The sequence below is a fragment of the Micromonospora sp. USAFONa4 genome, from assembly GCF_057197825.1.
The window spans coordinates 3,051,669-3,077,667 of record NZ_CM170072.1 but is presented as its reverse complement, the minus strand read 5'-3'; the positions used below and the strand labels follow the sequence as shown (position 1 = coordinate 3,077,667).

General features: G+C 73.0%; 27 protein-coding genes, 2 tRNA genes and 1 other RNA gene. 16 read left to right on the top strand and 14 right to left on the bottom strand.

Annotation, left to right across the window (positions count from 1 at the left end; all coding sequences use genetic code 11):
• Nucleotides 1-34 precede the first annotated feature (34 nt).
• Nucleotides 35-2,959: a glycosyl hydrolase gene (locus tag AC0OO9_RS13405; RefSeq protein WP_484517479.1), complete on the bottom strand. Its 2,925-nt coding sequence runs from the start codon at nt 2,957-2,959 to the stop codon at nt 35-37.
• Between the two features lie 172 nt (nt 2,960-3,131).
• Complete coding sequence (locus AC0OO9_RS13400) at nt 3,132-3,896, bottom strand: M23 family metallopeptidase (protein ID WP_484517478.1); 765 nt, start codon at nt 3,894-3,896, stop codon at nt 3,132-3,134.
• Between the two features lie 60 nt (nt 3,897-3,956).
• Between AC0OO9_RS13400 and AC0OO9_RS13395 the strand changes: the two genes are divergently transcribed.
• The 4 genes from AC0OO9_RS13395 to AC0OO9_RS13380 all read left to right on the top strand — a co-directional run bounded on the left by AC0OO9_RS13395 (nt 3,957) and on the right by AC0OO9_RS13380 (nt 5,943).
• A complete protein-coding gene (locus AC0OO9_RS13395) occupies nt 3,957-4,349 on the top strand; it encodes a hypothetical protein (RefSeq protein ID WP_484517477.1) in 393 nt (130 codons plus the stop codon).
• Between the two features lie 142 nt (nt 4,350-4,491).
• A complete protein-coding gene (locus AC0OO9_RS13390; RefSeq protein WP_165947875.1) occupies nt 4,492-4,659 on the top strand; it encodes a hypothetical protein in 168 nt (55 codons plus the stop codon).
• Between the two features lie 122 nt (nt 4,660-4,781).
• Nucleotides 4,782-5,309 (top strand): tRNA adenosine deaminase-associated protein, encoded by a 528-nt coding sequence (locus AC0OO9_RS13385; protein WP_421455750.1) that lies wholly within the window; start codon nt 4,782-4,784, stop codon nt 5,307-5,309.
• 184 nt (nt 5,310-5,493) lie between these two features.
• Nucleotides 5,494-5,943, top strand: coding sequence for a nucleoside deaminase (locus tag AC0OO9_RS13380; protein ID WP_484517939.1), 450 nt, complete (start codon nt 5,494-5,496; stop codon nt 5,941-5,943).
• Nucleotides 5,944-5,946: 3 nt separating this feature from the next.
• On the opposite strand, the gene AC0OO9_RS13375 is transcribed toward AC0OO9_RS13380, so the two are convergent.
• From AC0OO9_RS13375 to deoD, 3 genes are all read right to left on the bottom strand, one after another.
• Nucleotides 5,947-6,414 (bottom strand): acyl-CoA thioesterase, encoded by a 468-nt coding sequence (locus AC0OO9_RS13375; protein WP_484517476.1) that lies wholly within the window; start codon nt 6,412-6,414, stop codon nt 5,947-5,949.
• Nucleotides 6,411-7,049 carry a TetR/AcrR family transcriptional regulator gene (locus AC0OO9_RS13370; RefSeq protein WP_484517475.1) on the bottom strand — a complete coding sequence of 213 codons (639 nt, stop codon included), beginning with the start codon at nt 7,047-7,049 and terminating at the stop codon, nt 6,411-6,413. Before AC0OO9_RS13370 ends, AC0OO9_RS13375 begins: the two co-directional genes overlap by 4 nt.
• Before the next feature lie 124 nt (nt 7,050-7,173).
• Nucleotides 7,174-7,881, bottom strand: coding sequence for a purine-nucleoside phosphorylase (deoD, locus tag AC0OO9_RS13365; protein WP_132238437.1), 708 nt, complete (start codon nt 7,879-7,881; stop codon nt 7,174-7,176).
• Nucleotides 7,882-7,956: 75 nt separating this feature from the next.
• On the opposite strand from deoD, the gene AC0OO9_RS13360 reads away from it, so the two are divergent.
• Nucleotides 7,957-8,043: transfer RNA gene (locus AC0OO9_RS13360), tRNA-Ser, on the top strand.
• A gap of 193 nt (nt 8,044-8,236) precedes the next feature.
• On the opposite strand, the gene AC0OO9_RS13355 is transcribed toward AC0OO9_RS13360, so the two are convergent.
• From AC0OO9_RS13355 to AC0OO9_RS13335, 5 genes are all read right to left on the bottom strand, one after another.
• The gene (locus AC0OO9_RS13355) at nt 8,237-8,788 is read right to left on the bottom strand and encodes a DUF5872 domain-containing protein (RefSeq protein WP_484517474.1); all 552 of its coding nucleotides are present in this window, start codon (nt 8,786-8,788) and stop codon (nt 8,237-8,239) included.
• Nucleotides 8,789-8,840: 52 nt separating this feature from the next.
• A complete protein-coding gene (locus AC0OO9_RS13350) occupies nt 8,841-9,371 on the bottom strand; it encodes a hypothetical protein (protein ID WP_484517473.1) in 531 nt (176 codons plus the stop codon).
• Nucleotides 9,368-9,982, bottom strand: a complete 615-nt coding sequence (locus AC0OO9_RS13345) for a hypothetical protein (protein WP_484517472.1) — start codon at nt 9,980-9,982, stop codon at nt 9,368-9,370. The genes AC0OO9_RS13350 and AC0OO9_RS13345 overlap by 4 nt, the downstream gene beginning before the upstream one ends.
• 307 nt (nt 9,983-10,289) lie before the next feature.
• Entirely contained in the window at nt 10,290-10,481 is a 192-nt protein-coding gene (locus AC0OO9_RS13340; RefSeq protein WP_421455728.1) for a DUF397 domain-containing protein, read from the bottom strand.
• Nucleotides 10,472-11,239, bottom strand: coding sequence for a Scr1 family TA system antitoxin-like transcriptional regulator (locus AC0OO9_RS13335; protein ID WP_484517471.1), 768 nt, complete (start codon nt 11,237-11,239; stop codon nt 10,472-10,474). Before AC0OO9_RS13335 ends, AC0OO9_RS13340 begins: the two co-directional genes overlap by 10 nt.
• 371 nt (nt 11,240-11,610) lie before the next feature.
• Here AC0OO9_RS13335 and AC0OO9_RS13330 point away from each other — a divergent pair, with 371 nt between their 5' ends.
• Together AC0OO9_RS13330 and AC0OO9_RS13325 are read left to right on the top strand one after the other, a co-directional pair.
• Nucleotides 11,611-11,979: a hypothetical protein gene (locus AC0OO9_RS13330; RefSeq protein ID WP_484517470.1), complete on the top strand. Its 369-nt coding sequence runs from the start codon at nt 11,611-11,613 to the stop codon at nt 11,977-11,979.
• The gene (locus AC0OO9_RS13325) at nt 11,976-12,227 is read left to right on the top strand and encodes a flavin reductase (RefSeq protein ID WP_151457621.1); all 252 of its coding nucleotides are present in this window, start codon (nt 11,976-11,978) and stop codon (nt 12,225-12,227) included. The genes AC0OO9_RS13330 and AC0OO9_RS13325 overlap by 4 nt, the downstream gene beginning before the upstream one ends.
• Nucleotides 12,228-12,386: 159 nt before the next feature.
• On the opposite strand, the gene AC0OO9_RS13320 is transcribed toward AC0OO9_RS13325, so the two are convergent.
• From AC0OO9_RS13320 to AC0OO9_RS13310, 3 genes are all read right to left on the bottom strand, one after another.
• Nucleotides 12,387-13,187 carry a sulfite exporter TauE/SafE family protein gene (locus tag AC0OO9_RS13320; protein WP_484517469.1) on the bottom strand — a complete coding sequence of 267 codons (801 nt, stop codon included), beginning with the start codon at nt 13,185-13,187 and terminating at the stop codon, nt 12,387-12,389.
• Between the two features lie 158 nt (nt 13,188-13,345).
• Nucleotides 13,346-13,777 (bottom strand): hypothetical protein, encoded by a 432-nt coding sequence (locus AC0OO9_RS13315; protein WP_484517468.1) that lies wholly within the window; start codon nt 13,775-13,777, stop codon nt 13,346-13,348.
• Between the two features lie 245 nt (nt 13,778-14,022).
• Nucleotides 14,023-14,107, bottom strand: a tRNA-Ser gene (locus AC0OO9_RS13310).
• An 82-nt stretch (nt 14,108-14,189) separates the two neighbouring features.
• Between AC0OO9_RS13310 and ffs the strand changes: the two genes are divergently transcribed.
• Both ffs and AC0OO9_RS13300 read left to right on the top strand, forming a co-directional pair.
• An RNA gene (ffs, locus tag AC0OO9_RS13305) (signal recognition particle sRNA small type) lies at nt 14,190-14,279 on the top strand.
• 107 nt (nt 14,280-14,386) lie between these two features.
• Nucleotides 14,387-17,314: a DNA polymerase III subunit gamma and tau gene (locus AC0OO9_RS13300; RefSeq protein WP_484517467.1), complete on the top strand. Its 2,928-nt coding sequence runs from the start codon at nt 14,387-14,389 to the stop codon at nt 17,312-17,314.
• A gap of 145 nt (nt 17,315-17,459) precedes the next feature.
• On the opposite strand, the gene AC0OO9_RS13295 is transcribed toward AC0OO9_RS13300, so the two are convergent.
• Nucleotides 17,460-18,542, bottom strand: a complete 1,083-nt coding sequence (locus tag AC0OO9_RS13295; protein ID WP_484517466.1) for a DUF2332 domain-containing protein — start codon at nt 18,540-18,542, stop codon at nt 17,460-17,462.
• Nucleotides 18,543-18,701: 159 nt separating this feature from the next.
• Between AC0OO9_RS13295 and AC0OO9_RS13290 the strand changes: the two genes are divergently transcribed.
• From AC0OO9_RS13290 to AC0OO9_RS13260, 7 genes are all read left to right on the top strand, one after another.
• The gene (locus AC0OO9_RS13290) at nt 18,702-19,010 is read left to right on the top strand and encodes a YbaB/EbfC family nucleoid-associated protein (RefSeq protein WP_233600326.1); all 309 of its coding nucleotides are present in this window, start codon (nt 18,702-18,704) and stop codon (nt 19,008-19,010) included.
• A gap of 7 nt (nt 19,011-19,017) precedes the next feature.
• Complete coding sequence (gene recR, locus AC0OO9_RS13285) at nt 19,018-19,611, top strand: recombination mediator RecR (RefSeq protein ID WP_089003014.1); 594 nt, start codon at nt 19,018-19,020, stop codon at nt 19,609-19,611.
• A 320-nt stretch (nt 19,612-19,931) separates the two neighbouring features.
• Nucleotides 19,932-21,596 (top strand): ABC transporter substrate-binding protein, encoded by a 1,665-nt coding sequence (locus AC0OO9_RS13280; RefSeq protein ID WP_484517465.1) that lies wholly within the window; start codon nt 19,932-19,934, stop codon nt 21,594-21,596.
• Between the two features lie 78 nt (nt 21,597-21,674).
• Nucleotides 21,675-22,679, top strand: a complete 1,005-nt coding sequence (locus AC0OO9_RS13275) for an ABC transporter permease (RefSeq protein WP_357580190.1) — start codon at nt 21,675-21,677, stop codon at nt 22,677-22,679.
• On the top strand, nt 22,676-23,632 hold the full coding sequence (locus AC0OO9_RS13270; protein ID WP_151453561.1) for an ABC transporter permease: 957 nt from the start codon (nt 22,676-22,678) through the stop codon (nt 23,630-23,632). The genes AC0OO9_RS13275 and AC0OO9_RS13270 overlap by 4 nt, the downstream gene beginning before the upstream one ends.
• A 120-nt stretch (nt 23,633-23,752) precedes the next feature.
• Nucleotides 23,753-24,883 (top strand): ABC transporter ATP-binding protein, encoded by a 1,131-nt coding sequence (locus AC0OO9_RS13265; RefSeq protein ID WP_484517464.1) that lies wholly within the window; start codon nt 23,753-23,755, stop codon nt 24,881-24,883.
• Complete coding sequence (locus tag AC0OO9_RS13260) at nt 24,880-25,983, top strand: ABC transporter ATP-binding protein (protein WP_421455700.1); 1,104 nt, start codon at nt 24,880-24,882, stop codon at nt 25,981-25,983. The genes AC0OO9_RS13265 and AC0OO9_RS13260 overlap by 4 nt, the downstream gene beginning before the upstream one ends.
• Nucleotides 25,984-25,999 lie beyond the last annotated feature (16 nt).

Genomic DNA, 25,999 nt, shown 5'->3' with positions numbered 1-25,999 from the left:
CGGAGGGCCATGGAATCAGCGGAGGGCCACGGAATCAGGAGTGCGGCAGCTTCACCAGCGACCTGTCGCCGATGCCGAGGGTGGTCGGGTTGTTGCCGATCGCCGACCAGACCTCCACCCGCACGGTGCCGTTCGACAGGTTGCCGAGGGAACCGGTGGAGGAGTGCAGGCCGCTCTGCTGGGTGTAGCGCTCGTAGCCGGGAACCGGGTCGGTGGCGAAGTAGCGGTACGTCTCCACCCGCTCCCAGCTGCCGTTGCCGGTCAGGTCGTAGGAGACCCGCACCTGCACCCCGTTGCCGACCGCGTTGCCGGCGTCGAGGAACAGGTCGAACGTGGTCTGCCCGCCGCCGTACGCCAGATCCAGGCCCGTCGCGGTGAACACCTGCGGGTTGGTCGGCGTGCCGTCGCGGTTCGCGCCGCCCGCGCCGGCCACCGTGACGGTCGCCGGGCTGCCGGCCGCGGCCAGCCCGCCACCGGGCAGCAGGTACCGGGTGGGGAAGTCCGACGACGGCGGCGGGGTGGTGGGCGGCGGGGTCGTCGGCGGGGCCGTGGTGGGCGGTGCCGTCGTCGGCGGGGTGGTCGTGGGCGGCGTCGTGCCGCTGACCCCGCCGGTCGCGGTGCCACCGCTCCAGGTGTACGCCCCGCTGGTGGCCGTCTTCCCGGCGGGCACGGCGAGCCGGGTGCCGTCGGAGAAAGTGACCGTCAGCGGCGCGGCGGTGATGTTGCTCGCCACGTAGGTACGCGCGCCGTTGCGCTGGAACACCGCCGCCAGCGGGTGGTTGGCCGTGACCGGGGTGTGCACCGTCCCGAGGGCCGCGAGGTTGCGGATCCAGTGGAAGGTGTGCGCCCGGCTCTCGCCTTCCTCCGGCGTGTACCCGGGGTTCGCGCGGAGCTTCGCGAGCGCCGCGTCCGGGTCGCCGAGCGCCAGGAACTGCCAGAGGATGTCCTGCCACACCGTCGGTTCGCCGCCGTTGTTGCGCACCAGCTCCTGGTAGTTGGCGCGGTTTGACGCCGGGTACTGCCCGAGGTAGAGGTGCCCGCCCGTGACCGGGAGCATGTTGATGCCCTGGATCATCTCCGGGTCGGCGCTGAACCAGGTGGCGTACGCGCCGCCGTCACCCCAGACCATGCCGACCGTGGAGTGCCCGAACGCCGCCGGGTAGTTCTCGTTCGTCACGTCGAACCAGTACTCGTGGATCGCCGCGGCCTGGGTGGTGTGGATGAAGATGCCGGCGTCGCGTACGGCGGTGTTGCCGGTCGCCTGCCCCCACTGGATGAGGGCGTTGGCGAAGTTCATCCCCTCGGACGAGGACTCCTGGTTGTTGCCGGCGTGGAACGAGCCGTGTCCGGCGGCCCAGTCGTGCCCGGCGTAGATGTCGAAGTCGCGCAGGTACGGGAAGCGGTTGTCCGTGCGGTCGTAGTTGTTCGCGTCCCGGATCAGCAGGTCGATCATGCCGCCGTACTGGTCCTGCCGGGCCCAGGTCGGGTCGAACTTGGCCAGGGTGGCGGCGGCGGCGATGTAGTAGCCGTAGTGGAAGTGGTGGTCGTTGAGTTCCTGGTCGGAGCCGTAGGAGGCCGGGTAGCCGATCAGGGTTCCCCAGTTGCGGTCGTAGTGGAAGACGCCCTCGGTCTCCCCGGGCGTGGCGGTGAGCCAGTCGTTGAGGGTGCCCCGGATGGCGTTCAGCGCGGCGGTACGCGTCTCGGCGTCGCCGACCTGGTCGGCGATCTCGGCGATCCGGGCGGCCCGGCCCAGGCCCTTGCCCGTCCAGTAGGTGTCACTGCCGCGCTGGTCCATCGGGTTGCCCCGGACGGCCGCGAGGTGGTTGCGCAGCGTCGTCAGGTCCGCCCCGGCGCCGGTGGCGACGGCGGGGACCTCCGGCAGTACGCCGTTGAACTTCATCGAGGTGCGGAACGCGTCGACGCCGGTGAGCACCTTCATCCGGCCGCGCGCCGACGGGTAGGTGAGCGCCAGCGGGGTGGCGCCGGTCAGCGACCGCCACTGGTGCGGGTAGAGGCTGACGACCGTCCGGTTCGCCGTGCCCTCCCGGGCGGTCGTGGTGAAGGCGTACGTGGTGTTGACGGTGCTGGTCGCCTGGTCGTAGGCGTACGAGACCCGGGTGCCGGTGACGTGGGCGTGAGCGTACCGGCCGTAGGTGGTGGCCAGTTCGGCGCGGGACGCGGCGTCGGTGCTCGGCGTGGTGGGCAGCAGGGCGACCGAGAAGTAGCCCTTGCCGGCCAGGGTGGAGGTGATCCGTCCACCGTTGACGGACCAGGTGGCGCCGGTGGGCGCGTACGCCACGTAGTCGTGCCCCCGGACGGTGAAGCCGATCGTGGCGCCGCTGTTCGACCAGACCGTGGGGCTGCCGCCGGTGGCGTTGACCAGGGCGTCGCCGCCGCTGGTGCGGAAGTACGCGAACGGCAGGCCGTGGCCGATGGTGGCGCGCATGGTCCGGGCGCCGTCGGTCCAGTGCGGGGTGACCGTCCAGTCGGTCCAGCCGTCGACCTTGACGACCGGGGCACCCAGCCCCGCGATGCCGACCCGGATGTCCTCGGAGTACGTGTACTTGAACTCGCCGACGCCGGTCGCGGTGCCGCTGATCGTCGGGGTGGAGGTGGCCGAGATCCCGAGACCGTCGCCGGACGGCTGGTAGGAGGCCGGGTGCGCGTGCAGCGGCTCGCTGAAGGCGCAGTTGGTCCGCTTCCACAGCAGCGACGACCACCAGTCGTTGGTGGGTACCGGCCCGGGGGGCGCGTCGGCGGTGGCGAACTGCCGGGGGTTGGTGGTCATGTCTCCGCAGCCGGTGGGCAGGGGGCCCACACGGTCGGTGGTGTAGCTGCCGGCGCCGACGGTGGCGGCCTGGGCGGGGGTGGTGGTCACGACGGCGAGGCCGCCGAGGGCGAGGGCCAGGGCGGAGGTGGCCGCCACGGCCCAGGTGCGGCGTGTCGCAGGAGGTGTCACAGTGCCTCCGGTCGGGGGGCGCCGGTCGGGGACGGGCGCGTTCTGCGAGCGAATTGTGTGGAAAGTGGTCTCAGAGAGCGCTCTCTTGCGACGGGACGCTAGCTCAGGGCCGAGACTTCCGTCAATGTTTCCCAGCGATGAAGCGCTGATGACGACAAACCGGAGCGGGTCGTCAGGCGGTCGGCGGGGCCTTCGGGCAGCCGTGCCGGCGGTGCCAGGCGGCCACCTCGGCGGCCGGTTCCTTGTTGCCCTTGCGCCGCCACGAGTTCAGGTATGGCGCCGGCCACACCACGCCCCGGCGGATCCACCAGCCGTCCCGGCCCGTGCACGGCGGGGAGATGCCGAAGTGCAGGTGGCACACGTTGTTCGCGTTCCCGGTCCGGCCCACCTCGCCGAGCCGCTGCCCGGCGCGCACCCGCACCCCGGCGTCGATGCCGTCGGCCACGCGGCGCAGGTGCGAGCCGTAGTAGCGCACCCCGTCGTCGCCGAGCAGCGACACCGACAGCCCGCCGTTGTGCGGCCCCCGCGGCCCGCGCCTGTCGAACCGGTCGACCCGGCTCACCTCGAGGAGGACGCCGTCGGTCACCGCCACGACCGGCTCGCCGCAGTCGGCGAAGATGTCCGTCCCCGGATAGGCCGAGTGGGTCGGGTGGTAGGCGACGTTCGCCGCGCGTACCGGAAAGACGTGCGGCAGCCCGGCGCGGGTCGGCGCGGTCGACGGACCGGTCGGGGCGGCGGCGCCGGTTGGGGTGGGAGCGCCGGTCGGGGTGACGGCCGGCGGCGCGGGCTGCCCGGCCGTCGCCGGCAGGCTCGGCCGGGGTGCGCCGGGCGTCGTCCCGGGCCGCGTCGTCGCGCAGCCGGCGGCCAGCACCGGCACCAGCACCAGCAGGACCGGGTACGCCGGACGCGCGCGGCGTCCGATCGTCGGCGAGGGCATCCGGTCATCCTCGCAGAGTCGGTACGGTGGTGGAGGTGCGCGGCAGAAGGGGAGGGGTCGATGACGACCGGACGGTACGCCTTCCCGCCCGAGCCGGACGCCGGGTTCCGGCCGGCGCCACGGGTCCCCTCGGGGCTCTTCCCGTCCGCGCCGCCGTCCCAGCCCACCTATCGCGAACCGCACCCGGTCACCGGCGCGGGCGTCGCGTCCGGCGCCGCCGTGGCGACCGTCTGGCTGCTCCTGTTCGGCCTGCTCGGCCGCAGCGTGCCCGGGTACGCCTGGTGGACGCTGCTGGCCGGCGGCCTGGCCTGGCTGGCCGCGCTGCTGCTGGTCCGCGCGGGCGACCGGGGCGTGGCCACCGGCATCGCGATCGTCACCGCCGGCGGGTGGAGCATCGCCGCCGCCATCGTCACGGTGCGGTGGGTGTCGAGCGGGGACTGGCCGCTCTGGTGAGCCCGGTCCGGCCCGTCCCGCCCAGCGGCGACCCGCCTGCCGGCGCCCGTTGCGGCGGGCCCGTGGCTGCGCTGCGTCGCGGGCCGGCTGCGCAGCGAATCCTGCCTTGACGTGGCCGCCCGAACTCGGCACCCTCGGCGTTATGGCCTGGACCACTCCGCGGCTCGATCCCGAGCGCAGCCGCCGTCGCCAGCAGCTCCTCGCCGAGTTGGCGGGCGCCCGGGCGGTACGCCAGCGCGTACGGCCGCAGCGGGTGCGCAGCGAGCGCCTGCGGGAGCTGATCGCCACCCGCCGCCGCGTCGCCGGCTGACGACCGGCAGACTTTCCCCAGGATTGACCGGCCCTTCGGGGCGTTGACCGGTCGCCTGCCGACCCGACCGGCTAACGTGCACGCGTAACGGGTCGGCCTGCCGAGGCTCTTTTGGGGGAACCGTGTCGTACTTCGCTGCGGCCGTCGTACGTGACGACAGCGGTTGGACGGCCGCCGAGGTGAACCTGCGGGGGGTCACCGACATCGAGGACGTCGCCGACCGGCTGCGCGACGTCGACTCCGACGCCGACCTGTCGCTGCTCTTCGTCGAGGCCGACGACACGTACCTGGTGATCATGCGCCTGGACGAGGGGGAGGACCTGCGGGTCTTCGGCTCCGACTCGGCCTACGCGGAGGAGTCCCGGCTGGGCGCCCTGCTGGTCGGGGACCTGAAGACCTCGGTGACCGGGCTCGACGACACCGACGAGCCGCGCCCGTCCGGCCGCGGCGACGACGACACCGAGCAGCCCGCCGTCGACCCCGAGGCCGACCCGGTCGGCGAGGCGGACCTCCTGGCCGACCTGGGCATCCCCGCGCAGAAGCTGCTCAACCTCTGCGCGCAGGAGGGCATGATGCCGGCCGACGTCACCGCCGAGGTGTGCCAGGTGCTCGGCTGCGCCGACGAGGTCGAGGAACTGCGTGAGGTCTGAGCCGTCCGGGCCCGGCCGGGCCGGTACGGGTGGCGCCGAGCCGGCCGACGCGACCGATCCGGCGCTGGGCACCGTACGCCCCGGTCAGCCGACCCCCGGCGCGGCGGGTCGGGTCGGGCCCGGCGCCCACGAGGGGCTGGCCGAACCGGACGGCGCCGGCCGGCGGCAGCGGCACGAGCTGTGGATGCGGCGGGCCCTGGCGGTCGCCGTTACCGGCCCCGACAGCCCCGCCGACACCGGCCCCGACGCCGCCGACGACATCCCGGTCGGCGCCGTGCTCTACGGGCCGGACGGCACCGAACTGGCGATCGGGCGCAACGAGCGGGAGCTGACCGGCGACCCGACCGCGCACGCCGAGGTGCTGGCGTTGCGCCGGGCCGCCGGACGGCTCGGCCGCTGGCGGCTCGACGGCTGCACCCTGGTCGTCACCCTGGAACCCTGCACGATGTGCGCGGGCGCCCTGGTGCTGGCCCGGGTGTCCACCGTGGTTTTCGGCGCCTGGGAGCCCAAGACCGGGGCCGCCGGGTCGCTGTGGGACGTGCTGCGCGACCGCCGGCTCAACCACCGGCCGGAGGTCTACGGCGGCATCCTGGAGTCGGAGAGCGCCGCGATCCTGCGCGCCTTCTTCCGCTGACCCTCAGGCGTCGGCCGGGGCGGGCCGGAGCAGGGTCGCGGCCACCGCGCGGGCGGTGTCGGTCCACGGGGTCGGGCGCAGGGTCGCCGGGTCGAGCCGGACGATCGCCCGCGCGCCCTCCGCGTGCACCGTGCCGCCGTCCACCGACTGGAACCGGTAGGCGTACCGGGCGCTGCTGGTGCCGAAGTGGTCGAGCCAGAAGTGCACCGCCACGGGGCCGGTCCCGGTGACCGGGGCCCGGTAGGTGATGGTGAACTCGCGTACGGCGTGGAACACGTCCGGCGCGCTGTGCCGCCCGCCCTGGAACGAGACGCCGTGCTCCGCCCAGTATCCCGTCAGGGCCCGTTCGAGCAGCACCGCGTACCGGGCGTTGTGCAGCAGGCCGAACGCGTCGAGGTCGTCGAAGTGCACCGCGACGTGCGCGACGTGACCGAACTCGACTGCGGGCTGGTCGACGATGGCGTGGCTCATGAGATGCCTTCCGGTAGCAGGGTCGGATCGGGGCACAGTGCCCGCAGGCGGTTCAGCAGGCCCTGGCGGGCGTGCCGGTAGGCGGTGTCGGGGTCCAGCAGCCGGGAGCGCATCGCGGCGGTGACCCCAAGGGCGTCGATCTCGTACGCCAGTTGCGCGACGTCCACGTCGGCGGGCAGCTCGCCGGCGGCGACCGCCTCGCGGACGAGTTGTTCGAGGAACGCGGTCCAGCGGCCGAACACCTCGGCGAGCCGGTCCCGGACCGGGCCGGGACGCGCGTTGTACTCGAAGTCGGCGCTGGCGAAGAAGCAGCCGCCGGGGAGCACCCGGGCGGCGAAGAAGTCGATCCGGGCCTGGTGCAGCGCCCAGAGCCGCCGCACGCCCCGGGGGGCGCGCAGGGCCGGCTCGATGACCCGTTCCCGCTGCTGCTCGACCGCCCGGTCGACCGTGGCGAGCTGGAGCGCCTCCTTGGAACCCCAGTGCGCGAAGAGGCCGGACTTGCTGACGCCGAGCGCGTCGGCGAGCTGGGCGAGGGAGAGCCCGTGCAGCCCGACCTCGGTGGCGAGGACCACGGCGGCGTCCAGCGCGGCGGTGCGGGTCCGGTCGCCCCGCGCGACGCGTCCGTCGACTGTCATGGGCAGAGGCTAATGAAAAAGCACGACCGTTCGTATAGTTTCTCGGCGTGACCGTGGTCACGAAACAGCGACGCCGCCCGCCATCCGGGGGACGGACGGCGGGCGGCGTCGGGGCCGACGAGGATCAGGCGACGATCGTGTCCAGGGCGATCTCGACCATCTGGCTGAAGGTCTGCTCACGCTCCTCGGAGGTGGTCTTCTCGCCGGTCTTGATGTGGTCGCTGACGGTCAGCAGGGTCAGCGCGCGGGCCTTGAACCGGGCGGCGATCGTGTAGAGCGCCGCCGACTCCATCTCCACCGCCAGCACGCCGTAGTCGGCGAGGCTGTCGTAGAGGTCCGGGCGGTCGGTGTAGAAGGCGTCCGCCGCCAGGATCGGCCCGACCCGCATCGCGATGCCGCGCCGCTCGGCCACCTCGACCGACGTACGCAGCAGCCCGAAGTCGGCCACCGGGGCGTAGTCGATCAGCCCGTCGAAGCGCATCCGGTTCATGTTCGAGTCGGTGGACGAGCCGATCGCCGCGATCACGTCGCGCAGCCGCAGGTCCTCGGACAGGGCCCCACAGGAGCCGACCCGGATCAGGCTCTTCACGCCGTACTCGTTGACCAGCTCGTGGGCGTAGATCGAGGCGGAGGGCATGCCCATGCCGGAGCCCTGGACGGAGACCTCGACGCCGTTGTGGCGGCCGGTGAAGCCCAGCATGCCCCGGACCGTCGAGTAGCACTGCGCGCCCTCGAGGTAGGTCTCCGCGATCCACTTCGCCCGCAGCGGGTCGCCCGGCATCAGGACCCGCTCGGCGATCTCTCCCGGCTTCGCGCCGATGTGCGTACTCATGGCAAGGATCCTGCCAGGCCGCCCCCGGGCGTACCGGTTCGGCGTCCGAACCCGGGGTCATGTACCCTTCTCGGCGGTGGCGTGTCCGAGCGGCCTAAGGAGCACGCCTCGAAAGCGTGTGAGGGTTTACGCCCTCCGAGGGTTCAAATCCCTCCGCCACCGCTCGTGAATACCGAGGACGCCCGGACGATCCGTGAGGATCGACCGGGCGTTCTCGCATGCCCAGCCCCCCGCGCGCCTGCCTGCGTCGATCATGCAGTTGTGTGCCCCGCGAAAGGGGCGTATGGGTAGCTGTTGCCCACCACGAGTGCATGATCGGCGCCGTGATGGGTGGGGCGGGGGTGGGGGTGGGGGGTCAGCGGCGGGTTAGTTCCTTTTCCAGGCGGGTGATGAGGGTCTTGCGGGCCTTGCCGTCGCGCTCGCGGCGCAGGGCGGACTTCAGTTGGCCCTTGTCGAGGTCGCGGACGAGCTTGGCCGCCTCGGCGACCGGCAGCTCCGCCAACTGTTCGGCCGACGTGGCGTTGCGGCGGGCGCGTTTAGCCGGTCCGGTGTTGGCCACGTACTGCTTGCCGGACTTCGATTCCTCCCGCTTCTTGGCGTCGGTCGCCCGCCTCTCCTTCTCGGAGAGTTCCTTCCAGGCCTGTTCGGGCAGGTAGCGACTGGTCTCGTCGCCGTGCCGCGCCCGGGTGTCGCCCTCCTTGGTCTGCCAGTGCTCGCCGCCCCAACGCTGCAACGACTTCTGCCGCTCGTCCTTCGGGCCGACGAAGCCCCCGCCGCGCCTCTTGTACTCCTGGGTGACCAGCTGCGACTTGCGTGCCGACCACTGTCCCGGCCGGCCGCCCTTGTCGGAGGCCTTGATCTCTTCCTTGACCTGCTCCCTGAGTTCGGGTTTCGTGTACCGCGCCATGTCCGGCGGTTACCCCACCTCGCGGCCCCCATGCGTCGAGCCTGCGCGGGGCTCAGCAGGGGCTGTGGCCCTCGTCGAAGAGGCGCTGGGCCCAGTCGGCGTACCCGGCGATGATCTTCTTCACCGCCCGCCCGTCGTGCAGGAAGAGGTATGCCCGGTCGCCCTGCCGGGCGAGCAGCCCGTCGAGCCGGTACGTCCCCTGTGGAGCGTCCAGCTCCCGCAGGGACGGGTAGCGGGTGCGGACCTCGTCGACAGGCATGCCGGCGGTGACCCCCTGCGGGGTGCGCGTCGCCTCGCCGAGCCAGAGCAGCACCAGCCGGTCGTCGACGAAGATGGGACTGGTCGTGTCGTACCCGGCCAGCGCCGGGCCGCAGGCGTCGACGTCGGAGCGCAGGATGCCCCGCCGGGTCAGCTCGTCCTCGGTGTCGCCGAACTCGACGTCGCGCAGGCCGTTGAGGTCGACCACCTCGACGGCCCCGACGGGCCGGCCGTCCAACTCGCGCAGCGGCGGGTGCACGCCGCTGCCCGAAACCCAGGCAGCCGTCGTCAGCGCGGCTATAAAGCCAAATTGTCGCAATTTCATGGAATCCCCCAGTCCCCAACGGGACCGGGCCGTTCAGGTTGCTGCCCGCCCGCAGATTGCCGGTTTTCCCATTCCTCGGCCAGCTCGTCCCAGTAGTCGGCGCTCAGCCGTCGGCGCCCGTGCGCCAGCCAGCCGGCGGTGTTCCGCTCGACGTGCAGGCCCAGCTCGGCGAACGGGTCGATCCACGCGCCGGGCTCCGCCCCGAGCCGGGCGAGCGCCGCGTTGAGCGGCCACTCCGGGCGCGGCCCGTCGAAGAGACGGTCGAACCCCGGCCCCCAGCTCACCTGGCCGCCGAGCCACACCAGCGCCGACTGGTAGCCGGCGCCGCCGAGGAACTCCGCCTCCAGGTATGCCACCGGACCCGTCCGCGACCAGCGGGCGAGGGCCTCGGTGAGGGACGCCGGGAGCACCAGGTGGAACGGCTCCTCCGGGGACCGCTCCGCCGTCGAGTAGTCGGGCGGCGCCCCGGTCAGCTCCTCGACCAGTTGCGGGGTGACCGGCAGCAGCGCGAAGTCCTGGCGCAACTCGCCGAGGACCGCGTGGTCCAGGTCGGCGGTGTGCTCGCGGAGCAGCTCGGCGTCCGCGACGACCGCGCTGAGCTGGTAACCCATGGGAGCCCTCCGCCGTCCACAGCCTGTGGATGGAACATGTGTACGACGAGTCCCGCCTCCGCCGCCCTCCGCACCGTACCCAATCGTCCCCTTCCGGCACCGCCCCGCGACGCCGCGCTCCCGGCCCTCCTCCGGGCGTGACGCGGCCTCCGGCGAGGGTCGGTCGGGCAGGGCGGCGAGGCGGGGGGTGATCCCTGCCGCCGCAAGGGCGGGTGGAACGACACGGGTGCATCCCGTGTCGGGAGACACCCGTGGTGTTCCACCCGCGCCTCGTGCCGGGGGTGTCTCTGCCGTGGGCGGGCTCGGTTCAGGGGCGCTCGGCGATGGTGGCGACGAACGCGCGCCACGCTGCCGGGGCGAAGGCGAGCGCCGGGCCGGCCGGGTCCTTCGAGTCGCGCACCGCGACGACGCCGGGCAGGTTGTCGGCGACCTCGACGCAGTTGCCGCCGTTGCCGCTGCTGCGGCTGCTCTTGCGCCACCGCGCGCCGTTCAGCTCCATGTCTCCGCCACTTCCGAGATGAGATCGACCGACTGCCAGTGGGACAGCGCCTCGCCGCGCACGTTCTCCCACGCAGCCATCATGGCGGCGATGTCCGCGGGTTCGCTAACCAGTTGCCCCTGGAGTTGGTTGTCGAGGTAGCCGGCGATCCGGTGGTCGTGGCTGCTGGCGATCACGAACGGTCCGTTCAGGCCGGCGTAGGCGCCGACCGACGACGGCACGACGTGCACCCGCACGTGCGGCTCGGCGCAGGCGGTGACGACGGCTTGGAGCTGCTCGCGCATGGTGGCCCGCCCGCCGACCGGCCGGCGCAGCACCGCCTCGTCGATCACGGCTGTGAACTGCGGCGGCTCGTCCTGCCTCAGGATGCCCTGGCGGGCGAGCCGGGCCGCCAGGTGGCGCTCGACGTCGCCCCGGGGGAACAGGCCGCCGTCGGTCAGCACGGCCCGCGCGTACGCCTCGGTCTGGAGCAGGCCCGGCAGGACCACCGATTCGTACGACCGCAGCGACACCGCCTCGCGCTCGATCTCCTGCCACGGACGAAACCAGATCGGGTCACGACGTCTCGAAGTGTCCGGCCAGATGTCCGACACGTCCCGGCGGAGGGCCTCCGCCGCCCCCAGCCGGTGCCGGGCGTGCGGGATGCGGTCCTCGGTCAGCCATCGCCCGACCGTCTTCGGATCGACGCCGACGGTCTCGGCGAGGGATTCGATCGTGTGCCCGGTGTCGCTGAGCGCCACCCGGAGCGCGTCGTTCACGGGCTCCTCCCATCGGATGTCCCAAATATCTGGCGACCATAGCGCTACGGGCTGTATCTGTCTGCGCACACGCGGCAAGTTGGGGTGACGAAGACGGCGCGGCCGGTGGAGGCGAAGGAGCCCGGCGGTCGGCGTCAGTCGCGGGGCCGCCCCGACGGGGAGGGCGGGGCGGCCCCCTCCAGCCCCCACGTCCCTGCCAGCCCGGCCCTTTCAGCCTCGCGTCCCGCCAGGACGAGCCCCGCCGGGCCCGCCAAGGAGGTCCGCCCGTGCCAACCCGCCACGCTCCAGTCTCCGAGCATCGGGGCGAGCCCCGTCCCCCGGCCGACCGCGACGATCCGCCCCCACCGGCCGCCCCCGCCCGAAGCCGGCCGGTGGGGTGGCCCGCCGGTACGACCATCCGCGTTCCCGACGACGCCTACCGCTTCGGCGAGGGCCCCCTGACGCTGCGCGTCACCGAAGTGCTGAGCGTCGGCCCGTTCGAGGGTCGGCTCTGGGCCGAGGTACGCGGCCACCAGGTGAACGCCGACGGCACCCTCCGCCCCCGCGAGCGCTTCGCCTCGATCCGCGTCGACCGCGCCCGGGTGATCGCCACCGACACGCCCCGGGTCCGGGCTGCGGACAGGCTCGGGGCCGCTCACCAGCCCGGGACGGCTGATCGGCTCGGGACGGTGGACCGGCTCGGGACGGAGCAACCCGGGGCGGCGGACCGGGGCGGGCCTGCGGGACCGGCGGCGCGGTGAGCCGCCGCACCCGAGAGCACGTCCCGACCCGGCCCACGTGGCGGTGCCGGGCGTGCGGCATCGCCTGGCCCTGCTCGCCGGCGAAGCTGCGGCTGCTCGGCGAGTACCGCCACGACCGCGCCGCGCTCACCGTCCACCTGGCGACTCTCCAGGTCGAGGCCGCCGCACAGCTCGTCGCACTCGACCCCGGCGTGAGCCCGGCCCAGCTAGCCGACCGCTTCGTCTCCTGGGCCCGCCCACGCGGATGACCGCCGCCGAGCCGCGCCCACCCGTGGTCGTGCCCGGCCGGCGGGCGGGGGCGAGTGGAACACCACGGGTGCATCCCACGCCGGGAGACACCGTGGTGTTCCACTCGCCGGCCGCTTCCGCACCCCGAGACGCCCGCGTGGACGACCGGCCGGCAGCCGTCAGCGCAGCAGGTTGACCAGGGCGGCGAGGCCGACCAGCACGATGATGGCGCGCAACGCCACCGGCGGCAGCCGGCGTCCCCACCGGCCGCCGATCAGGCCGCCCGCCACGGAACCCGCCGCGATCAGCAGCGCCGGCTGCCACGCCACGTTTCCCACGATCACGAACAGGACCGCCGCGACCCCGTTCACGAGGCCGGCGAGCAGGTTCTTCACCCCGTTGACCCAGCGCAGGTCGGCCGAGAGCAGCACGCCAAGCAGCCCCAGCAGCAACACGCCCTGGGCGGCGCCGAAGTAGCCGCCGTACACCCCTGTGCCGAAGACGCCGAGCAGCAGCAACGGCCCCGCCCGCCGTACCGCCTGACCGCCCGCCGACGACGCGCCCGCGTCGGCCGCGACCGGCCGCCGGTGGGCCAACGCCCGCGCCAGTCGCGGCTGCACCACCACGAGCACCAACGCCAGGATGATCAGCGCCGGCACGATGGCCCGGAACGCACCGGGCGGCAGGAGCAGCAGCAGTACGCCGCCCGTGATCCCGCCGAGCACGGCGGCGAGACCCAGGCGGGCCAGCAGCCGGCTGTGCCCGGTCAACTCCTGGCGATAGGCGTACGCCGCGGTGAACGACCCCGGCACCAGCCCGACGGTGTTGGACACGTTCGCCACGACGGGCGGATAGCCGAGGGAGAGCAGGACCGGAAAGGTCACCAGCGTGCCCGAGCCCACCACCGCGTTGATGGCTCCCGCCGCGACCCCGGCGGCCAGCACAGCCAGCCCGTCGACGACGCTCAGTGTTGCGTTCACCTGTGTCCGCGCTCTCCCCGGGCCGGTCGACGCCCGCAGGTCGCCGCCGCCCGGTTGTCTCGCTGTCGGATGCGGCTGTCAGCGTAGGACGCGGGCGGTGCTTCCTGATCGACGTGCGGCAGGGATCACGCCGTGACCAGGAGCTTTGTCGGCGGCGTTCATCTCTGCGGTGGGCGCGGTCGCCAGGGCCCGGCGTGGCGGCGGCGCAGCCAGCGGGGCAGGCGATGCCGGGGCACGAACATGCCGATGTCGTCCGCCGCGTTGTCGGCGTAGCCGCGTAGCTGACAGCCGCCGAGCGGGGTGCGGTCGCGCAGCGCGCCCCGGAGCAGCGCCAGCGACTCGACGTCGACGTCGTGGTGCAGGCGCCCGAAGTGACCCAGCGACTGCAACGCGTTCGCCCTGGTCTGCTCGTCCCGCGACCGGAGCCCGCGCTTGATCCGGGGAAGGACGACGGCGGGCGGGTGGAACTCGTCCAGCACCAGCCAGAGAAGCGCTGTCCCGGCGCCGGGCTCCGTACGCTCCAGGGCCGCGTCGACCTTCTCCGGGCAGGCGCATTCGTCGAACTCCGGGTCGGTCGCCCGCTCGCTCACCCGGCATCGACGCCGGACATCGCGACCAGTTGCGTCCAGAGCAGCCAGCGCGGGATCCTGCCCAACCGGATCACCCCTTCCGGCGTCACCTGTCGAGAGGCGCAACCACCACCGACCGATCGTCGACGAGGCATCGATACCGGTCGGAGGAGCGTAACCAGGGGAGCCGCCGTGGCGCTCGACAGAAACGGTACGAGGGCCGTCCCCCGATGGGGTCGGCCCTCGCGTTCGTGCTGCTCAGCGAGCGGAGGATACGAGATTCGAACTCGTGAGGGTGTTAACCCAACACGCTTTCCAAGCGTGCGCCCTAGGCCTCTAGGCGAATCCTCCGCAGACGAGGATACAGGTCCCCGGCGGGTGGGCCACCCCACCACCCCCTGAAGATCGACGCGGCGTCGGGTAGGGTTGGCGGTACCTCCCGTGCGGCGGTATCTCGTGAACCTCCCCAGGGCCGGAAGGCAGCAAGGATAAGCGGGCTCTGCCGGGTGCACGGGAGGCCTTTTTGTCTCCGGGGCCCGGTAACGTCCCTGCGGGTCAGGTCACGGGGTGGTGGGTGGTCACCCGCGCCCGACCGGCGCAGAATGGCTCGGTCGAGAGGAGGCGGGACGAGTGGCACTGGCGCTCTACCGCAAGTACCGGCCGCGTACCTTCGCCGAGGTCATCGGGCAGGAGCACGTCACCGAGCCGCTGTCGCAGGCGCTGCGCAGCGGGCGGCTCAACCACGCCTATCTCTTCTCCGGCCCACGCGGCTGTGGCAAGACCTCCAGCGCCCGGATCCTGGCCCGCTCGCTGAACTGTGAGCAGGGCCCGACCCCGGAGCCGTGCGGGCAGTGCGACTCCTGCCGCGAGCTGGCCACCGACGGCGGCTCGATCGACGTACTGGAGATCGACGCGGCCAGCCACGGCGGCGTCGACGACGCCCGCGAGCTGCGCGAGAAGGCAATCTTCGCGCCGGCCAAGAGCCGCTTCAAGATCTACGTCATCGACGAGGCCCACATGGTCTCGTCGGCCGGCTTCAACGCCCTGCTCAAGCTGGTCGAGGAGCCGCCGGAGTACGTCAAGTTCATCTTCGCGACCACCGAGCCGGAGAAGGTCCTCGGCACGATCAAGTCGCGGACCCACCACTACCCGTTCCGGCTGATCCCGCCGAAGGTGCTCCGGCCCTACCTGGAGCAGCTCTGCGAAGCGGAGAACGTCGCCGTCGAGCCGGCGGTCTTCCCGCTGGTGGTGCGCGCCGGCGGCGGCAGCGCCCGGGACAGCCTCTCCGTGCTCGACCAGCTCATCGCCGGGGCCGGGCCGGAAGGGGTCACCTACGCCCGGGCCGCCGCCCTGCTCGGCGTGACCGACGCCGCCCTCATCGACGAGATGTGCGACGCGCTGGCGGCCGGCGACGGCGCGACGGCGTACGCGACCGTCGACCGGGTCGCCGAGGCCGGGCACGACGCGCGCCGGTTCGCCTCCGACCTGCTGGAGCGGCTGCGGGACCTGATCGTGCTCCAGCAGGTGCCCGACGCCGCCGCCAAGGGCCTCATCGACGGCCCGGCCGACCAGATCGAGCGGATGGCCGCCCAGGCCCAGCGGCTCGGCCCGGCCACGCTGTCCCGCTGCGCCGACATCGTGCACAACGGCCTGGTGGAGATGCGCGGCACCACCGCGCCCCGGCTGCTGCTGGAGCTGATCTGCGCCCGGATGCTGCTGCCCGGCGCCGACGACAGCACCGGCGGCCTGCTCCAGCGCCTCGAACGCATGGAGCGCCGGCTCACCCTCGCCGGCACCGACGCGCCGCTGGCCGCCGCCGGCCCCGCGCCGGTCGCCGCCCCTCCTCCCGTACGCCCCGAAGCTCCCGTCCCGACCGCGGCTGCCGCCGCGCCCGACCCGTCGCCCGCCGGCCCGCCGGCGGCTGCCGGCGCCCAGTCCGGCGCTGCGGCTGCCCGCGCGGCGGCTCAGGCCGCCACCGGTTCCCGTACGGCGCAGGCAGCCCCGGCCGCCACGGAGCCGGTGGGCGCGCCCGCCAGTGGGCCGCCCGCTGATGCTTCCGCCCGCCGTCAGGTGCCGGCGTCGGCGGTGCTGCCCGACCCGGCCACCCCCGCCCCGCCCCGCCCCGGCGCGGCTGCGGCGGGCCCCCTGGACGCCGTCGCGGTGCGCCGGGTCTGGCCGGACATCGTCGCGAAGGTCAACCGGATCAAGAAGCCGGCCGCCGCGCTGATGCGCGACGCGGTGGTCCGCGACGTGGATGGCGACACCCTGGTGCTGACCGTCAAGTCGCCGGTGCTCGCGCAGATGATGGGCAACCACACGTCGGTACTGGCCGACGTGCTCTACGAGGAGTTCGGTGGCCGCTGGCAGATCCGCTGCGAGGTGGCCGGCGAGCGGGGTGGCACGTCACTCGGTGGCTCGTCCCGTCCCGCCGCTGCGGCCCGCCCGGCATCCCCACCGTCGGCAGCCCTCGCCCACCAGGACCGGACCGGCACCGGCCCGTCCGGTGCTGGCCCGTCCGGTGGCGGCCCGTCTGGTGGCGGTGCGTCCGGTGGTGGCGCGGGCGGCGGCGGCATTTCCGGTGGCCCGACCGGTCCAGGCGGCCCGAGTGGCCCGACCGGTCCAGGCAGTGCGAGTGGCCCGGCCGGTCCAGGCGGCTCGAGCGGCCCAGGCAGTGCGAGTGGCCTGGACCGGCCAGGCGGCCCGAGTGGCCCGACCGGTCCAGGCAGTGCGAGTGGCCCGGCCGGTCCAGGCGGCCCGAATGGCCTGACCGGCGCGAGCGGCCCGGGCGGTCCGAGTGGGCTGGCCGGCGTGGGCGGCCCGAATGGACTCAGTGGTGCGGCCGGCGGGCCTGGTGGCGCGAGCGGCGCGGAGGGCGCTGCGGGCGGCCAGGGCGGAGCGGCCCGGTCCACCTCCGGCGCTGGCGCATCGGGCAGCGGCGGTGCCCCCGCCGCTGCCGACGTCGCCGAGGACTGGCCCGAGCCGGCCCGCCCGGGTGGCGCGGCCGGAGGCGGCGACGACTGGCCGGAACCGGCTCGGCCGGGTGGCGCGTCGGCCGCCACGTCGACCAGCGGCACGACAAGCGCTGCCCCGGCGGCGACCGGCCTGCCCGGTGCAGCGGCGACCACCCGGCCGGCGAGCGCCGCGACGGCGTCGGCGCCCGCCGCGCCCGCCGTACCGAAGCCCGCCGGTCCCTCGGGTGCGCCGCAGCAGGCTCCGCCCGCCAGCCCCCCGGTGAGCAGCGCGATCGCGGCGGCGCGGGCGGCTGCGGCGGGACGCGGTCCGCGTACCGGCCAGCCGGTGCGGAAGACCGCGGACGCCGACTGGGCTGGCGAGCCGCCGTACGACCCGGACTTCGACGGCCCGGTGCGCGGCGGCGGGGGACGCCCCGGCGGTGCCCGGCCGGCGGCCCCGAACTTCGAGGGCTTCGATCCGGGTGACGAGCCGCTGGACGAGGTCATCGACGAGCAGACCGCGCGGGAGTCCAGCGAGGAACAGGCGGTACGACTGCTCCGCGAGGCGTTCGGCGCAGAGAAGATCGACGAGGTCGACGCCCGATAACCCTCCCGACACCGACACGGAGGACAAGCCTCGCCGGCAACGGCGAGGCGACCCGCGGCAGATCTTGGCAGGAATCGGCCCCTCTGGGGGTGCTCCGGTACCAAGATCTCTGGCGATGACGTGGACGCGGCGGGCGCGGTGGGGGTCAGGCGGGGCGGGCGGGTCGGGCCGGGAGGCCGTGGGGGTGTGCCTCGGCCAGCAGGCGTTCCGGGCCGGTGCCGAGTCGGGCGCGGAGCTGGAAGTCGTTGCGGGCCTCCCGCGGGTGCGGCTCGAAGGAGACATGGGCGACCGGCGCGTCGGTGCCGCCGGCGGCGGCCAGCCGGTCCAGCTCGGCGGTGACCCGCGCCCACTCCTCGGCCGGGACGTACTGGCGCATCACCGAGTGCCACACCACGGTCAGCGTGCCGGGGCGCGGGGTGATCCCGGCGAGGAAGTCCGCCGCCCCCGCCGCGACGACCCGGGCGGGCAGTCGCGCGGCCAGCTCCAGCGCACCGGCCAGCCGGGCCGCGCGGGCGGTGTGCTCCGGCCAGAGGTACGCCCGCAGCGCGAGCGCGCCGTCGGAGTCGCCCGGGTCGAGCGGGCTGACGTCGCAGCCGAGCCGCTCCACCACGGTCAGCCCGGGGTACGCCTCGGCCGCCGCCCGCAGCCAGTCGGGCACCCCGCCCCGCCAGGCGCCCGGCAGGCGTACCGGGGAGTCGGCCGGTCCCCAGGCGAACCCGGCGGCCTCGACGCGGAACCGGTCGGCGCGCAGGTTCAGCCCGGCGCTCGCGCCCAGCTCGACGAGGCGCACCGGCAGCCGGCCCACCTCGTGGACGGCGTGCAGCAGGCCGGCCAGCAGCAGGTTGGCCCGGCCGACCTCGTTGGTCTGGGGCGGTCGGCGCAGCCAGCCGCGCAGCGTGTCGTGCTCGGCCTCGACGACCGCCCGGAACGCGGCCCAGCAGGCGGGGGCGTCCGCCGCCCGGTACGCCCCACCCGCGCTGGCGTAGAACCGGGCCAGCCCGGGTGCCCGGCCGGACAGCACCAGGGCGTGCACCCCGCCGAGCAGGCGTAGCGACACGAGGGCGTCGGCGTCGCTGTCCTCGTACCCCTTGATGACGGTGGCGCACGGGCCGCCGGCCCGCACGTCCCCGGCGGCGCGCGTCAGCAGGTGGGCGTAGAGGGCGGCGTCCATGTCGGCGCAGGCCCGGGCCTGTCGTTCCATGGCCGCCGCGGCCTGTTCCCGGGACATCCGCCACCTCCGTCGGGTCGGTTCCGTGATCGTGCGCCCGGACCCGGCGGGAGGGAAGCACCGGGCGGGGCGAGGCTGCTCACAGCCGATAGGCTGAGCGGCGGCCGAGCAGACGAGTGCGAGAAGGAGCCATCCGTGCGCCCAGGTGGACAGCCGAACATGCAGCAGATGCTGAAGCAGGCGCAGAAGATGCAGCAGCAGATCGCCAAGGCGCAGGCCGAGCTCGCCGAGGCGGAGCTGACCGGCACCGCCGGCGGGGGCCTGGTCACCGCGACCGTCGCCGGCACCGGCGAGCTGAAGTCGATCAAGATCGACCCGAAGGCGGTGGACCCGGAGGACGTGGAGACCCTGGAGGACCTCGTCGTCGCGGCCATGCACAACGCCGCCGAAGCGGCGCGGGAACTGACCGAGAAGAAGATGGGCCCGGTCACCGGCGGCATGGGCGGCCTCGGCCTGCCCGGTTTCTGAGCGGCAGATGTACGAGGGCGCCATCCAGGACCTGATCGACGAGTTGGGGCGGCTGCCGGGCGTGGGCCCGAAGAGCGCCCAGCGGATCGCCTTCCACGTCCTGTCCGCCGACCCGGCCGACGTCAACCGGCTGGCCGGGGCGTTGCGCAAGGTCAAGGAGCTGGTGCGGTTCTGCACCAGCTGCTACAACGTGGCCGAGTCCGACCGGTGCCGGATCTGCCGCGATCCGCGCCGCACGGACGAGGTGCTCTGCGTGGTCGAGGAGCCGAAGGACGTGGTCGCGATCGAGCGGACCGGCGAGTTCCGGGGCCGCTACCACGTGCTCGGCGGGGCGATCAATCCGCTGGAGGGGATCGGGCCGGACAATCTGCGCATCCGTGAGCTGATGGCCCGGCTCAGCGACGGCACCGTGCGGGAGCTGATCCTGGCCACCGACCCGAACACCGAGGGCGAGGCGACCGCGACGTACCTGGCGTTGATGGTCAAGCCGATGGGCATCTCGGTGACCCGGTTGGCGAGCGGCCTGCCGGTCGGCGGCGACCTGGAGTACGCCGACGAGATCACGCTCGGCCGCGCCTTCGAGGGCCGGCGCGCCGTCTGACGTTTCCGCGATGGTCGGCACCCGATCGGGGTGCCGACCATCGTCGTACGGGCACTGTCGGATCCACTGTGGGGTCTGACATCGCAGCGATGCGGGCGACGATCGATGTAACAAATCGGCATCGGTCAACCCGGACATAGCGCCCCTTTGTCGGCGGTCCGGAACGGCCGCTGAGGCGGTGCGCATCGGTTAAGACACGATCCGGTACCAACCGGTTCCACGACGGTTTCCCGCCGGTCCGAACGGCGGCTAATGTCACGGCGATCGGTGACCCCTGTCACCACGATTGTCCGTAACCCCAAGGACGAGGTGAAGCACCCATGCGTGCATCCAGGCCGAAGGTCGCCCTCGCGGCCGTCGCGGTCGCGGCCCTCGCGGTAGCAGGCTGCGCCGAGAGCGACCGCGATGACAGTTCCGGCGGTAGCAAGAAGGACACCCTCGTCTTCGGCGTAGCCGGAGATCCGAAGGTGCTCGACCCGAGCTTCGCCAGCGACGGTGAGTCGCTGCGCGTGGCGCGTCAGGTCTTCGAGACGCTGGTCCGTCCGGAGGAGGGTGGCACCAAGGTCACCCCCGGTCTGGCCGAGACCTGGACCCCGGACGCCGCCGGCACCACGTGGACCTTCAAGCTGCGCTCCGGCGTGAAGTTCCACGACGGCACCGAATTCAACGCCGAGGCGGTCTGCAAGAACTTCGACCGCTGGTACAACGCCAAGGGCCTCATGCAGAGCCCGGACGTGACCCCGTACTGGCAGGACGTCATGGGCGGCTTCGCCAAGAACGAGAGCGCGGACCTGCCGCCGAGCCTCTTCAAGTCCTGCACCGCCAAGGACGCCACGACCGTCGACCTGGCCTTCACCCGGGTCTCCAGCAAGATCCCGGCCGCGCTGATGCTGCCGTCGTTCTCGATGCACAGCCCGACCGCGCTGGAGAAGTACGACGCCAGCAACGTGGGCGGCACCGCCGAGGACATCAAGTACCCGGCCTACGCCACGGCGCACCCGACCGGCACCGGCCCGTTCAAGTTCAAGTCCTGGGACGTCGCCAACAAGACGCTCACCATCGAGCGCAACGAGGACTACGCCGGCACCAAGGCGAAGCTGAAGACCCTCATCTACAAGACGATCTCGGACGAGAACGCGCGCAAGCAGGCGCTGCGCTCCGGCGACATCCAGGGGTACGACCTGGTCGGCCCGGCCGACGTCGAGCCGCTGAAGGGTGAGGGCTTCAACGTCCTGACCCGCCCGGCGTTCAACATCCTCTACCTGGGCATCAACCAGAAGGGGAACCCGAAGCTCGCCGACGTGAAGGTCCGCCAGGCCATCGCCCACGCGCTGAACCGGCAGGCTCTCGTCGACTCGAAGCTGCCCCCGGGCGCCAAGGTCGCCGACAACTTCATGCCGGACACCGTCGAGGGTTGGAACGGCGACGTCACCAAGTACAACTACGACCCGGCGAAGGCGAAGGCGCTGCTGGCCGAGGCCGGCGCGACGAACCTGACCCTGCGGTTCCACTACCCGACCGAGGTCACCCGGCCGTACATGCCGAACCCGAAGGACATCTTCGAGCTGCTCTCGGCGGACCTCAAGGCGGTCGGCATCAACGTCCAGGCCATCCCGCTCAAGTGGAGCCCGGACTACCTGAACGCCACCACCTCGGGCAACAAGCACGACCTGCACTTCCTCGGCTGGACCGGTGACTACGGCGACGCGTACAACTTCATCGGCACCATGTTCGACCGGCCGAAGGCCGAGTGGGGCTTCACCAACAAGGCCCTGTTCGACCAGTTCCAGGACGCGGACACCACCGCCGACGCGGCGGCCCGGACCGAGAAGTACAAGGCCCTGAACAAGGCCATCATGGACTTCCTGCCCGGCGTCCCGGTGTCGCACTCGCCGCCGGCGATCGTGTTCGGCAAGGACGTGACCGGGGTCAAGGCGAGCCCGCTCACCGACGAGCGGTTCTCCACCGCCGAGTTCAAGTCCTGATCTGACGCTCCGAGTCGTGGGCGGGCGCTGTTTCGGCAGCGCCCGCCCACGACCCTCCGTACCCCTTTCGAGGCCGCCGTGTTCCGGTTCATCGTCAGACGCCTGCTTCAGCTGATACCCACGCTGTTCGGGCTCTCCCTCCTGCTGTTCATCTGGCTCCGCCGACTGCCCGGCGGTCCCGAGACCGCCATCCTCGGTGAGCGTGGGACGCCCGAGATGCGCGCCCAGATCCGACGCAACATGGGCCTCGACGAGCCGATCCTGGTGCAGTACGGCCGGTTCGTGCGGCGGCTGATCCGCCTCGACCTGGGCACCTCGACCTCCACCAAGCGGACCGTGGTCACCGAGTTCGTCGAGCGGTTCCCCGGCACGGTCGAGCTCTCCGTCACTGCGATGCTGATCGCGGTCGGCGTCGGCATCCCGCTGGGCTACCTGGCGGCCCGCCGCCGCGGCCGGATGCTGGACCACCTCTCGGTCGGCGGCTCCCTGATCGGCATCTGCATCCCCGTCTTCTTCCTCGCGTACGTGCTCAAGGCGATCTTCGCGGAGAACCTCGGCTGGTTCCCGGCGAGCGGCCGGCAGGACCCGACGCTCGGGGCGACGCGGATCACCAACTTCTTCGTCCTCGACGGGATCATGACCCGGGAGTGGGACGCCGCCGCCGACGCGCTCTGGCACCTGGTGCTGCCGGCCGTCGCGCTGGCCAGCATCCCGCTGGCGATCATCGTCCGGATCACCCGCGCCAGCGTGCTGGAAGTGCTCAACGAGGACTTCGTACGCACCGCCGAGGCGAAGGGCCTGACCGAGAGCACGGTCCGGCGCCGGCACGTGCTGCGCAACTCCATGCTGCCGGTGGTCACCTCGATCGGCCTGCTCACCGGCGGCCTGCTCTCCGGCGCGGTGCTGACCGAGACCGTCTTCGCCTTCAGCGGCATCGGAGCCTTCATCTACGAGGCGATCAGCCAACGTGACTATCCCGTGCTGATGGGCTTCATCCTGATCATCGCGGTGGTGTACGTGCTGGTGAACCTCCTGGTCGACCTCTCCTACAGCCTGATCGACCCGAGGGTGAGGGTCCGATGACGATCACCGGCGGCACCAAGAAGGAAAAGATCGACCGGCTCGCCGAGCTGGCGGCCCGGGAGGACGAGCGCGGCGTCAGCCTCTGGAAGGAGGCGTTCCGCCGGCTGCGGCGCAACCCGGCGGCGATCGTCGGCGCGGTGATCCTGAGCCTGTTCCTGCTGGTCGCCATCCTCGGGCCGTTCTTCGTCCCGTACGCCCCCGACGCCCAGCTCTGGAAGAGCGAGATCCGCCTCGGCGACTTCCCCGGCTTCCGGGGCGAGAACTGGTTCGGCGTCGACCACATCGGTCGCGACGAGTTCAGCCGCATGATCGTCGGCGCCCGGCAGACCCTGCTGGTCGGCGTGGTCTCCACCCTGATCGGCCTCGCGGTCGGCTCGCTGATCGGCGGGGTCGCCGGCGCCGCCGCCGGCCTCGGCGGCCGGTGGGGCCGGGCGGTCGACAACGTGCTGATGCGCTTCGTCGACATGCTGCTGGCCATGCCGAGCCTGCTGCTGGCGATCAGCATCGCCGCCCTGCTCGGCGCCGGTCTGACCACCGTCATGATCGCGGTCGGCGTGGTGTCGGTGCCGGTCTTCGCCCGGCTGCTGCGCGGCTCGATGATCTCCCAGGCCAACAGCGACTACGTCCTGGCCGCCGTCTCGCTGGGCGTGAAGAAGCCGAAGATCGCGCTGACCCACGTGGTGCCGAACTCGCTCGCCCCGGTCATCGTGCAGGCCACCCTCACCCTGGCCACCGCGATCATCGAGGCCGCGGCGCTCTCCTTCCTCGGGCTCGGCAACAACGACGCCTCCATCCCCGAGTGGGGTGTGATGCTAGCCGACGCGCAGCAGTACCTCGACTCCGCGCCCCGGCTGGCGATCCTGCCCGCCCTCGCCATCATCGTCACCGCGCTGGGCTTCACCCTGCTCGGCGAGGCGATGCGCGAGGCACTCGACCCGAAGCTGCGGAAGTAGGGCCGGTGAGCGCGAGGAGTGAGCTTGCGAGCCCCGCAGTCGCGAACGAAAAGGCCAGCACGGTGAGCGCGAGGAGTGCGCTGGCGAGCCCCGCAGTCGCGAACGAAAGGCGGGCCCGACATGGCTCTGCTTGATGTCGAAGATCTCTCCGTCACCTTCGCCCGGCGCGGTCAGCGCGCCGTGCACGCCGTCGACGGGGTCTCCTTCTCCGTCGACGCGGGCGAGGTGGTCGGCCTGGTCGGCGAGTCCGGCTGCGGCAAGAGCGTCACCTCGCTGGCGATCATGGGCCTGCTGCCCAAGCAGCCGGGCCTGCGCGTCGGCGGCAAGGCGGTCTTCGACGGCACGGACCTGCTCCAGCTCGACGACCGCTCCCGGCGGGACATCCGGGGCCGCGACGTCGCGATGATCTTCCAGGACCCGCTGTCGTCGCTGAACCCGGTGATCCCGATCGGGTTGCAGGTGACCGAGGTGCTCACCCGGCACCGGGGGATGAAGGGCGCGGCGGCCGAGAAGGAGGCCGCGTCGCTGCTCGACCGGGTCGGCATCCCCGACCCGAAGCGGCGGCTGAAGGAGTACCCGCACCAGCTCTCCGGCGGCATGCGCCAGCGCGCCCTGATCGCGATGGCGGTGGCCTGCCAGCCCCGGCTGCTGATCGCCGACGAGCCGACCACGGCGCTGGACGTCACCATCCAGGCGCAGATCCTGGAGCTGCTCAAGGAACTGGTCCGGGAGTCCGGCACCGCCCTCGTGATGATCACGCACGACCTGGGCGTGGTCGCCGGCATGTGCGACTCCATCAACGTGCTCTACGGCGGCCGGGTGGTGGAGACGGCCCGCCGTCGCCCGCTGTTCCGCGAGCCCCGGCACCCGTACACCGTGGGGCTGCTCGGCTCGGTGCCGCGCCTGGACGCCGGGCGCGGCGAGCGGCTGAACCCGATCCCGGGTTCGGTCCGCGACCTGCTGCCCTGGCCGGACGGCTGCGCCTTCGCGCCGCGCTGCACCCGGCGGGTCGACGAGTGCGTGGGGGAGCCGCCCGCGCTGGTGCTCGCCCACGACGGCCGCAGCTACCGATGCGTCAACCCGGCGCCGGTGCCCGGCACCGTGCCCCGGCCGGCCGCCAGCAGCACCGTGCCTGCGGCGGCGCCGGCCGCCGCCAGCGCCGCCCCGGCGGAGGCGCCGGCCGCCACCGCCCCGGCGGCGGAGGCGACCGCGGGCCCGGTGCCCGCCCCGCGCGAGGAGGAGAAGCCGTGACCGAGAGCGAATTCCTCGTCGAGGTCCGCGACCTGAAGGTGCACTTCCCGATCCGCCGGGGGGTGGTCTTCGACCGGACGGTCGGCCACGTGAAGGCCGTCGACGGCGTCGACCTCAGCATCCCGCGCGGCAAGACGTACGGCCTGGTCGGCGAGTCCGGCTGCGGCAAGTCGACGCTGGGGCGGGCGCTGCTCCAGCTCACCCCGCCCACCGGCGGCGAGGTCCGGTTCGACGGTGTCGAGCTGACGAAGCTGCCGGCGGGCAAGCTGCGGTCGATGCGCCGCCGGATGCAGATGATCTTCCAGGACCCGATGTCGAGCCTGGACCCCCGGCAGAACGTCGAGTCGATCCTCACCGAGGGCCTCCAGGCCCACGGCATCGGCGGCAACCGGGACGAGCGGCGCCGGGTCATCGGCGAGACCCTGGACAAGGTCGGCCTGCCCCGCTGGGCGCTCTCCCGCTATCCGCACGAGTTCTCCGGCGGCCAGCGACAGCGCATCGGCATCGCCCGGGCGCTGGTGCTCGGGCCCGACCTGATCGTCGCCGACGAGCCGGTCTCCGCGCTCGACGTGTCGATCCAGGCCCAGGTGGTGAACCTCCTCGACGACCTCCAGGACACCCTCGGCCTGACCTACCTGGTGATCGCGCACGACCTCGCGGTGGTCCGGCATATCTCCGACACCGTCGGCGTGATGTACCTGGGCGCGCTGGTCGAGGAGGCGCCGAGCGACCGGCTCTACACGGAGCCGATGCACCCGTACACGCGGGCGCTGATGTCGGCGGTGCCGGTGCCGGACCCGGACGTGGAGGACCGCCGCGAGCGCATCCTGCTCGCCGGCGACCTGCCCTCGCCGGCCAACCCGCCGGCGGGCTGCCGGTTCCACACCCGCTGCCCGTGGGCGCAGCCGACCCGCTGCGCCGACGAGCGGCCCGCGCTGCGGGATGTCGGCGGCAGCCGGGTCGCCTGCCACTTCGCCGAGCGGATCGCCAGCGGGGAGCTGCGCCCGCACAAGGTCAGCGTGCAGCTCACCCGCCCGGTCGGCGAGGGCGAGGAGCCGCACACCGTCTCCGCCCCCAACGAGCCCGGCTCGTACGTCTGATCCGCGTCGCGGACGC

Coding starts and splice junctions, on each gene's coding strand:
- deoD (WP_132238437.1), bottom strand. CDS start 7,881: ATGAGTACGCACATCGGCGCGAAGCCGGGAGAGATCGCCGAGCGGGTC.
- AC0OO9_RS13340 (WP_421455728.1), bottom strand. CDS start 10,481: ATGGAGCTGAACGGCGCGCGGTGGCGCAAGAGCAGCCGCAGCAGCGGC.
- AC0OO9_RS13395 (WP_484517477.1), top strand. CDS start 3,957: ATGACGACCGGACGGTACGCCTTCCCGCCCGAGCCGGACGCCGGGTTC.
- AC0OO9_RS13295 (WP_484517466.1), bottom strand. CDS start 18,542: ATGTCCCGGGAACAGGCCGCGGCGGCCATGGAACGACAGGCCCGGGCC.
- AC0OO9_RS13375 (WP_484517476.1), bottom strand. CDS start 6,414: ATGAGCCACGCCATCGTCGACCAGCCCGCAGTCGAGTTCGGTCACGTC.
- AC0OO9_RS13380 (WP_484517939.1), top strand. CDS start 5,494: ATGCGGCGGGCCCTGGCGGTCGCCGTTACCGGCCCCGACAGCCCCGCC.
- AC0OO9_RS13270 (WP_151453561.1), top strand. CDS start 22,676: ATGACGATCACCGGCGGCACCAAGAAGGAAAAGATCGACCGGCTCGCC.
- AC0OO9_RS13265 (WP_484517464.1), top strand. CDS start 23,753: ATGGCTCTGCTTGATGTCGAAGATCTCTCCGTCACCTTCGCCCGGCGC.
- AC0OO9_RS13350 (WP_484517473.1), bottom strand. CDS start 9,371: ATGAAATTGCGACAATTTGGCTTTATAGCCGCGCTGACGACGGCTGCC.
- AC0OO9_RS13345 (WP_484517472.1), bottom strand. CDS start 9,982: ATGGGTTACCAGCTCAGCGCGGTCGTCGCGGACGCCGAGCTGCTCCGC.
- AC0OO9_RS13355 (WP_484517474.1), bottom strand. CDS start 8,788: ATGGCGCGGTACACGAAACCCGAACTCAGGGAGCAGGTCAAGGAAGAG.
- AC0OO9_RS13280 (WP_484517465.1), top strand. CDS start 19,932: ATGCGTGCATCCAGGCCGAAGGTCGCCCTCGCGGCCGTCGCGGTCGCG.
- AC0OO9_RS13290 (WP_233600326.1), top strand. CDS start 18,702: ATGCAGCAGATGCTGAAGCAGGCGCAGAAGATGCAGCAGCAGATCGCC.
- recR (WP_089003014.1), top strand. CDS start 19,018: ATGTACGAGGGCGCCATCCAGGACCTGATCGACGAGTTGGGGCGGCTG.
- AC0OO9_RS13390 (WP_165947875.1), top strand. CDS start 4,492: ATGGCCTGGACCACTCCGCGGCTCGATCCCGAGCGCAGCCGCCGTCGC.
- AC0OO9_RS13370 (WP_484517475.1), bottom strand. CDS start 7,049: ATGACAGTCGACGGACGCGTCGCGCGGGGCGACCGGACCCGCACCGCC.
- AC0OO9_RS13400 (WP_484517478.1), bottom strand. CDS start 3,896: ATGCCCTCGCCGACGATCGGACGCCGCGCGCGTCCGGCGTACCCGGTC.